This is a genomic window from Grimontia sp. AD028 (assembly GCF_000973155.1).
Classification (GTDB): domain Bacteria; phylum Pseudomonadota; class Gammaproteobacteria; order Enterobacterales; family Vibrionaceae; genus Enterovibrio; species Enterovibrio indicus.
This window is the reverse complement of sequence record NZ_LASY01000152.1, coordinates 1-7,986: the sequence shown is the minus strand read 5'-3', so window position 1 is coordinate 7,986 and position 7,986 is coordinate 1. Positions and strand designations below refer to the sequence as shown.

The 7,986-nt window shown below is 49.4% G+C and carries 7 protein-coding genes; 3 read left to right on the top strand and 4 right to left on the bottom strand.

Annotation, left to right across the window (positions count from 1 at the left end; all coding sequences use genetic code 11):
• The 4 genes from RN22_RS25500 to rluD form a co-directional block, all read right to left on the bottom strand.
• Nucleotides 1–221: hypothetical protein (locus RN22_RS25500; protein WP_231590957.1), on the bottom strand; the 221-nt coding region annotated here is incomplete at its 3' end.
• Between the two features lie 128 nt (nucleotides 222–349).
• Complete coding sequence (gene clpB / locus RN22_RS22940; protein ID WP_046308092.1) at nucleotides 350–2,923, bottom strand: ATP-dependent chaperone ClpB; 2,574 nt, start codon at nucleotides 2,921–2,923, stop codon at nucleotides 350–352.
• A gap of 109 nt (nucleotides 2,924–3,032) precedes the next feature.
• Nucleotides 3,033–3,770: a purine nucleoside phosphorylase YfiH gene (gene yfiH, locus RN22_RS22935; RefSeq protein ID WP_046308090.1), complete on the bottom strand. Its 738-nt coding sequence runs from the start codon at nucleotides 3,768–3,770 to the stop codon at nucleotides 3,033–3,035.
• A gap of 2 nt (nucleotides 3,771–3,772) precedes the next feature.
• Nucleotides 3,773–4,750: a 23S rRNA pseudouridine(1911/1915/1917) synthase RluD gene (gene rluD, locus RN22_RS22930; RefSeq protein WP_046308088.1), complete on the bottom strand. Its 978-nt coding sequence runs from the start codon at nucleotides 4,748–4,750 to the stop codon at nucleotides 3,773–3,775.
• A 196-nt stretch (nucleotides 4,751–4,946) separates the two neighbouring features.
• On the opposite strand from rluD, the gene bamD reads away from it, so the two are divergent.
• The 3 genes from bamD to pheA all read left to right on the top strand — a co-directional run bounded on the left by bamD (nucleotide 4,947) and on the right by pheA (nucleotide 7,830).
• Nucleotides 4,947–5,678 carry an outer membrane protein assembly factor BamD gene (gene bamD, locus RN22_RS22925; RefSeq protein ID WP_046308086.1) on the top strand — a complete coding sequence of 244 codons (732 nt, stop codon included), beginning with the start codon at nucleotides 4,947–4,949 and terminating at the stop codon, nucleotides 5,676–5,678.
• A 365-nt stretch (nucleotides 5,679–6,043) separates the two neighbouring features.
• Nucleotides 6,044–6,385, top strand: a complete 342-nt coding sequence (hpf, locus tag RN22_RS22920; RefSeq protein WP_002540053.1) for a ribosome hibernation-promoting factor, HPF/YfiA family — start codon at nucleotides 6,044–6,046, stop codon at nucleotides 6,383–6,385.
• Between the two features lie 272 nt (nucleotides 6,386–6,657).
• Complete coding sequence (pheA, locus tag RN22_RS22915) at nucleotides 6,658–7,830, top strand: prephenate dehydratase (RefSeq protein ID WP_002540054.1); 1,173 nt, start codon at nucleotides 6,658–6,660, stop codon at nucleotides 7,828–7,830.
• Nucleotides 7,831–7,986: the final 156 nt, after the last annotated feature.

Sequence of the window (7,986 nt, the reverse complement as noted above, 5' to 3'; positions counted from 1 at the left end):
CTCAAAACACCTTGTTGACTCACCTCTTCACCGCACTTTTCAATGCTTTGATGAGGAAGTTTTCGCGTTTCGACTTGGTAGGCATTTCCTTGTTGGGAGCCGCTTGCCGTGTCGATGGGGCGCATTATAGGGAGGTCTCGAATTCTGGCAAGGGCTTTTTTGAAGTTTTTTGTAGAAAAGTCTTCGTTTGAGTATCTTTTGCACGAAAGGCTTATTTCCACACATTTTACCCACATAAAGCCCACAAAATGCTGTGGGTAACTTTTAGAATCGAGAGAAACACCTGGATATAGATAAAAGAAAAGAGGCCTATTAGGCCTCTTTATGTTCTTACTCTTTAAGCTTGTCTTTATTGCACCGCTTTTATTTGCTCGTCTTCGACAATCAGTTTCACCGGCAAGCCTGGTTTCACTTCTCCACGAAGAATAGATTGTGCCAATGGGTTCTCGACACTTTGCTGAATGGCGCGCTTAAGTGGGCGAGCCCCATATACTGGATCAAACCCAGCATCTGCGATAAGCGTTAGCGCCTCGTCGGTGACTTCCAACTTCAGGTCACGCTCAGCCATACGTTTTGCCAAATGCGCAAGCTGGATACCGGCGATTGACTTGATGTGCTCCTGACCCAATGGGTGGAACACCACAGACTCATCGACTCGGTTAATAAACTCTGGGCGGAAATGTTTGCCCACCACATCCATCACCATGGCTTTGATGCCGTTGTAATCCAGTTCACCGAAATGTTCCTGAATGCGATCAGAACCCAGATTGGAGGTCATGATCACCACAGCATTGCGAAAATCAACGGTACGCCCCTGGCCATCTGTCAGGCGGCCATCATCCAACACCTGTAGAAGAAGGTTGAACACATCAGGGTGCGCCTTCTCTACTTCATCCAATAGAATGACAGAATAAGGACGACGGCGAACTGCTTCTGTCAGATAACCGCCTTCTTCATATCCCACATAGCCAGGAGGTGCACCCACCAGCCTAGCCACTGAATGTTTCTCCATAAACTCTGACATGTCGATACGCACCATGGCGTCGCTGCTGTCAAAGAGAAACTCTGCCAGTGATTTACACAGTTCTGTTTTACCCACACCTGTTGGACCAAGGAACAGGAACGAGCCAATCGGGCGATTCGGATCAGCAAGGCCTGCACGACTACGACGAATAGCGTTTGCCACAGAGGTGACTGCCTCTGATTGACCAATCACCCGACCATGAAGCTCATCTTCCATCTGAAGTAGCTTTTCTTTCTCGCCTTCCAGCATCTTGGCGACAGGTATACCGGTTTGACGGGATAGTACTTCTGCAATCTCAGCGTCAGTCACTCGGTTTTTAAGCAAAGTCATTTCCTGCATTTCCGCCTGACTAGCCAGATCGAGCTGCTTTTCCAGTTCAGGAATACGGCCATACTGCAATTCAGACATGCGGTTAAGGTCACCTGCACGACGTGCAATGTCTAAATCCGTGCGTGCCTGCTCTAACGCACTCTTGATGTGTTGCGTGCCGGAAAGCGCTGCTTTCTCTGCATTCCACACTTCTTCCAGCTCAGCATAGTCACGCTCTTTCTCGTCAATTTCACTTTGCAAGGATTCAAGACGCTTCTTACTTGCGTCATCGTTTTCTTTAGCCAATGCCTGTTGCTCAATCTTGAGCTGGATTAAGCGACGCTCTAATCGATCAAGCTGTTCAGGTTTTGAGTCTATTTGCATACGAATGCTCGACGCCGCTTCATCAATCAGGTCAATGGCTTTATCCGGTAGTTGTCTATCCGAGATATAGCGATGAGAGAGACTCGCAGCAGCAACGATCGCCGGGTCAGTAATTTCTACCGCATGGTGAAGCTCGTAACGCTCTTTAAGACCACGCAAAATAGCGACGGTGTCTTCAACCGTTGGCTCATCCACCAGCACTTTCTGGAAACGACGCTCAAGTGCCGCATCTTTTTCCACATACTGACGGTATTCATCTAATGTGGTTGCACCAACGCAATGAAGTTCGCCACGCGCCAATGCAGGCTTAAGCATGTTACCCGCATCCATCGCACCTTCTGCTTTACCTGCTCCAACCATGGTGTGGATTTCGTCGATAAAGAGAATGACGTTACCTTCTTCTTTCGCCAGTTCATTGAGAACTGACTTCAGGCGTTCTTCGAATTCACCACGATATTTCGCACCGGCAACGAGCGAACCCATGTCGAGAGAAAGCACACGTTTGTTACGCAGCCCTTCAGGCACCTCACCATTCACAATACGCTGTGCCAAACCTTCAACAATGGCGGTTTTACCCACGCCTGGTTCACCGATGATTACTGGGTTGTTCTTGGTACGGCGTTGCAGAACCTGCACGGTACGGCGAATTTCTTCGTCACGGCCAATCACCGGGTCTAGCTTGCCCTGCTCGGCTTTTTCAGTCAGGTCAATGGTGAACTTTTCCAACGCCTGGCGCGCTTCTTCCGCGTTAGGATCATTGATAGCCTGACCGCCGCGCACTTTATCAATCGCGTCTTCCACTTTCTTGGTTGTCAGGCCAAGGCTTCTGAGCAATTCACCCAAAGCGCCTTTGTCTTCAACGGCTGCCAGGATAAAAAGCTCAGAGGAGATGTATTTGTCTTTACGCTTCTGGGACAGCTTGTCACACATATTGAAAAGCATGCCCATGCTGTGCGAGAGCTGGACATCGCCGCCAGTGCCAGTCACTTTCGGCAGCTTGTCGAGCAGTTCACTCAGGCTGGAGCGCAGTTGGGTCAGATCCACATTCAGGAGCGTCATCAGAGGACGGATGGTGCTGCTGTCCTGATTGAGGAGAGACACCATCAAGTGCACGGGCTCGATATACTGATGATCGCGCCCTAAAGCCAGTGACTGAGCGTCAGAGATGGCTAATTGGAATTTGCTGGTAAATCGGTCAAGGCGCATAGCCTCCCCCCTTTAATAATTTCGATAATAGCTTTGATGTTGCTTAACGAAAAAATGGGAGCGGCTGCGGCTGATTTCAAGTTGAGTGGCGAAATTTTTGTCGATTTGGTTAATCGCGTTCTGTACCGATCCAGATACAGCTGGCCTGACGGCCTGTACGATTTTCTCTACGGTAGGAGAAGAAGGTTTCCGGAGCAGAGACTGTGCAGTGTTCTCCGCCATAAACCTGGGTCACACCTGCAGCTTGAAGTCGCTGCCTTGCCAAAAGGTAGATATCTGCCAACCAACGATCGTTGTGTGGCTTAAACGCTTTTTCGGCGGCTGCATCGTGCGCCATAAACTGCTCGCGCACTTCGCTACCCACTTCAAAAGCGTCAGAGCCGATGGCAGGGCCAAGCCATGCCATCACTTTACTTGGTTCATCAAACTGACTGAGTGTTTGTTCCAGCACACCGTTGACCAAACCGCGCCAGCCAGCATGCGCCGCCCCTACCTGTGTCCCCTCTTCATTACAGAAAAGCACAGGAAGACAATCGGCAGTCATCACCACACACACCTGCCCTTGAGCTTCCGTAAATGCGGCATCGGCATCCGGCACCTCATCAACGGCCAAAGGCAAAGTCACAACTTCAGTACCATGAACTTGATTCAGCCAGGCTGGAGATGTCGGCATCGACATCACTTCTGCCAGTGTTTGGCGGTTTTTCACCACGAAATCACTGTCATCGCCCACGTGATCGCCTAAGTTCAGGCTATCAAAAGGAACAGGGCTGACACCACCTTGGCGGGTGGTGCTCACAGCTTTAATCCTTGAAGGCGCGGGCCAGTCTGGCGTGATCCAATCCATGATCAGTAGTCCTCGTCTCCGTGCTCTAAGGTGTCTGCACGCAGTACTTCAGTCAGTTTCACCATGTCATCTGGGATTGGTGCGTGCCATTCCATCATTTCTTTGGTGGTAGGGTGTTCAATACGCAGCATGACAGCGTGAAGTGCCTGACGATCAAACTGACGCAGTGTCTGGATCAGCTCATCACCCGCATTGCGTGGCGGACGCGGACGACCACCATAAAGCTGGTCACCTACCAGAGGGTGGTTCAGGTATGCCATGTGAACACGGATCTGGTGCGTACGCCCGGTTTCCAGACGAAGACGCAGACGAGTGTGCGCACGGAAGTGCTCAACCACACGGTAATGTGTAATCGCTGGTTTACCCAGCTCTTGAACAGCCATGTGTGTGCGCTTGGTAGAATGACGGCCGATTGGCTTTTCAATCATGCCACCGCCTGTCATGTTACCCAGTGCAATCGCTTCGTACTCACGGGTGAACTTCTTACGCTTTTGCAGTGCGCGAACCAAACGTGTTTGGGTCGGGATATTTTTCGCCACCACCATCAAGCCGGTGGTGTCTTTATCCAGACGGTGCACGATACCCGCACGCGGCACTTCAGCGATATCCGGGTAATGGAATAGCAGACCGTTCAATACGGTACCATCAGGGCAACCGGCACCAGGGTGTACCACTAAATCACGCGGTTTATTAATAACGATAATATCGTCATCTTCATATACGATGTTCAGTGGAATGTCCTGCGCTTCCCAACGCTGTTCATCTTCGATTTCTGTCTGAACAACGATGGCTTCACCACCCATCATTTTCAAACGTGGTTTGTTGACGATCTCACCATCGACGCTTACTTTGTCGGCCAGAATCCATTCTTTGATGCGTGATCGGGAATAATCCGGAAACAACTCTGCCAGTGCCTGATCCAGACGCTGACCCAGTTGATTCTCATTTACTGTGCTGTTTAACTCTAACTGCTGTGCCATAACGAACTTTTTGATTCTCAATGAGACTAATACCAAGTGGTATTGATGTAAGCCCTCGGGCTCAGTCACGTTTACCAGTTGGTATTATATCTGGTCGATGGGTAGAATAGCCCACAATCGCGCCATTGTAGCTTTTTGCGGCTGTCTCCGTAATGGCAAAGGCTGAAAATATTCTTTCAAGGAAGCAACTGTAGTAATGAAACGCCTTACTTTATCCTCTTTACTTGCTATTTCCCTGCTGGCTGGATGTTCAAGCACGGAAGAAGTTGTCCCTGATATTCCGCCTTCTGAGCTGTATCAGGAAGCGCAGGTTTCCCTTAATGAAGGCAGTTGGAACACCGCAATCCAAAAGCTTGAAGCCCTGGACTCACGCTACCCGTTTGGTGCGTACTCTGAGCAGGTTCAACTGGATCTGATTTACGCTTACTACAAGAATGACGATCTGGCCTTGGGCGAGGCCACTATTGACCGTTTCATGCGTATGAACCCGGGTCACCCTGAGATGGATTGGGTACTCTACATGCGCGGCCTGACCAACATGGCGCAGGACAGAAGCTTCATCCACGATATGCTGAATATGGATCGTGAAGACCGCGACCCTGAGCCAGTGCGCCGTGCGTTTGTGGACTTCCGCCGCCTGCTGGATCGATACCCGGACAGTGATTACGCCGCTGACGCAGCAAAACGCCTTGTCGCGCTGAAGAACCGTCTGGCAGATTACGAACTGGCCACTGCTGATTTCTATGTTCGCCGTGAAGCTTGGGTTGCTGTGATCAACCGTTGTCAGCAAATCCAGCGCGATTTCCCTGATACGGATGCAGCGAAGAAATCTCTTCCGTTGATGCTTAAAGCCTATGAAGCGTTGAAACTGGAAGAACCAGCGCAACGAACCCGCGAGTTAATGAAACTGAATGGTGTGGATGCCTAATAGCGCCCTTCAAACAGAAAAGAAAAAAGCAGCCTGATGGCTGCTTTTTGTTTATTTGGGTGTGAGATTGTTTGTTCGGGCGAAATAGTGAACTGCTGCATTCTTCGCCAAAGCCTTCTTTAGCACGAACAAAGTCCCTAACGTTCAGTATTCGTTAGCGACCTTAACCTCTTCATCTTGCACCACTTCTTTTGCCCGATTCAAGCACTTTCCGGACTTTTTAAACCGAAGTTAAACACAGGATCACAAATCCCCTGACCAATAAAATTTCGCGACACAAAAGTGATTTAGATCACGTTATTTCCTCTCCAGAAACGTAATCTGAAAGTGAGCCCAGCAAAGGGCAAGCAAAAGAGGAAACATCTATGAGAGTAGAAATTACTGGTAAAAACATCGACATCACTCCTGCCATTCGCGATCGCATTACGTCTCGTTTTGAAAAGCTAGAGAAATGGCAAGTCGCTCTCATTAACCCTCATGCTGTCATCAGTGAAGAACCAGGTAACAAATTCAAAGTAGAAGCTGGCGTGTCTATGCCAGGTGCAAAATTGATTGCCTCCGCTGAGCATGAAGATATGTATGCCGCCATCAATGAAGTGGGCCAGAAACTGGAGAAACAGCTAAACAAACAAGCTCACAAAGGCGAAGCACGCCGCGCAAGCCATGCAGGTGTGGAAGTACCGGAAGAAGAATCTGAAGCTATCTAATCTATCCAGAGGATTAAACCAGTCAGCCCCGCCAAGTGCGGGGCTGATTCGTCTTGACATGACAACGCCGTCCCAATATGGTTGAACAATAATTGAACCAACAAGATAAAGTATCGATGTCGCAAACCACTTCGTTTTTCTTTCGTTTCTTTTTCCGCTTCTGAAGAGGTGGGGCGTAAGGGCGAGCATCGATAACGACAGATTCCCGAAGGCCTCCCTCAGAAAGGGAGGCTTTTTTGTTTTGGGCGCTGAATAATGAGTAGGAACAAGGAATGAGTAAACCAACATTGTCACTTGATGAAATACGGGTGAATGTCAGCCGTATCGATCAAGAACTGCTGTCACTGCTGGCAGAACGACGTAAGCTGAGTCTTGAAGTCGCTAAAAGCAAAATCCAAACCCAAAAGCCAGTCCGTGATGTTGAACGTGAGCAGGCGCTTCTTGAGAAGCTGGTTGCCAATGGGAAATCCCACGAGCTGGACCCACAGTACGTCACCAAAATTTTCCACACCATTATTGAAGACTCTGTGCTCTACCAACAGGCATTCCTGCAACGCCTAGCCAACCCAGACAATGAACAACCGCTTGCCCGCGTTTCTTTCCTAGGTGGCAAAGGCTCCTACTCCAATCTGGCGACCCGCAACTTTTTTGCACGTAAACATACCAAGCTCGCAGAGATCCAGTGTTCAAGCTTTAAAGAAGTGCTGGAAATGGTGGAAACCGGCAATGCCGATTACGGCGTGCTGCCGATTGAAAACACCAGCTCGGGTTCGATTAATGATGTTTACGATCAACTTCAGCACACCCGCTTGTCTATCGTCGGAGAGATCACCCAGCCGATTGAACACTGCCTTCTGACCGCAGTAGACACGCAGATTGACCAAATCGAAGTGCTTTATTCGCATCCACAGCCGCATCAACAATGCAGTGAGTTCGTGCGATCTCTGGGCAGTGGTATTAAACAAGAGTATTGCTCCAGCACCGCGGAGGCGATGAAAGAAGTCGCAGCCATGGCCCAGCCAAATGTGGCTGCGATTGGTAATGCGGCAAGCGGTGAACTTTATGGTCTGAAACCACTGAAGTTCGGCATCGCCAATCAGCAGGAAAACCACACCCGCTTTATCGTTGTCGCACGTAAGCCTGTAGAAGTCACTGCGCTGATCCCAGCAAAAACCACCTTTATCATGTCTACCGGACAATCTGCCGGTTCCCTGGTGGAGTGTCTGCTTGTACTGCGCAATCACGGTATCAACATGACCAAACTGGAATCGCGCCCTGTGCTTGGCAACCCATGGGAAGAAATGTTCTATGTGGATGTAGAAGGTAATATGCGTACGGATGTGATGAAAGAAGCATTGGAAGAGCTCACCAAGATCACCCGCTACATTAAAGTACTGGGCTCTTACCCGATTGAGAACGTCGCCCCAACAGAAATCGACGTTTAACGATACTGAATGCTAGGAGGGTCAACAGACCCTAGAAACAGAAAAGGAGCCAACTGGCTCCTTTTGTTTTATCTCGTGCAGCTTATACCAATCACAGTAGGTAGATGATCAGAAATAGCGTAGGAAAAATGCTCGGGAACAAGGCGAAAAATTTCG

Coding starts and splice junctions, on each gene's coding strand:
- clpB (WP_046308092.1), bottom strand. CDS start 2,923: ATGCGCCTTGACCGATTTACCAGCAAATTCCAATTAGCCATCTCTGAC.
- yfiH (WP_046308090.1), bottom strand. CDS start 3,770: ATGGATTGGATCACGCCAGACTGGCCCGCGCCTTCAAGGATTAAAGCT.
- rluD (WP_046308088.1), bottom strand. CDS start 4,750: ATGGCACAGCAGTTAGAGTTAAACAGCACAGTAAATGAGAATCAACTG.
- bamD (WP_046308086.1), top strand. CDS start 4,947: ATGAAACGCCTTACTTTATCCTCTTTACTTGCTATTTCCCTGCTGGCT.
- hpf (WP_002540053.1), top strand. CDS start 6,044: ATGAGAGTAGAAATTACTGGTAAAAACATCGACATCACTCCTGCCATT.
- pheA (WP_002540054.1), top strand. CDS start 6,658: ATGAGTAAACCAACATTGTCACTTGATGAAATACGGGTGAATGTCAGC.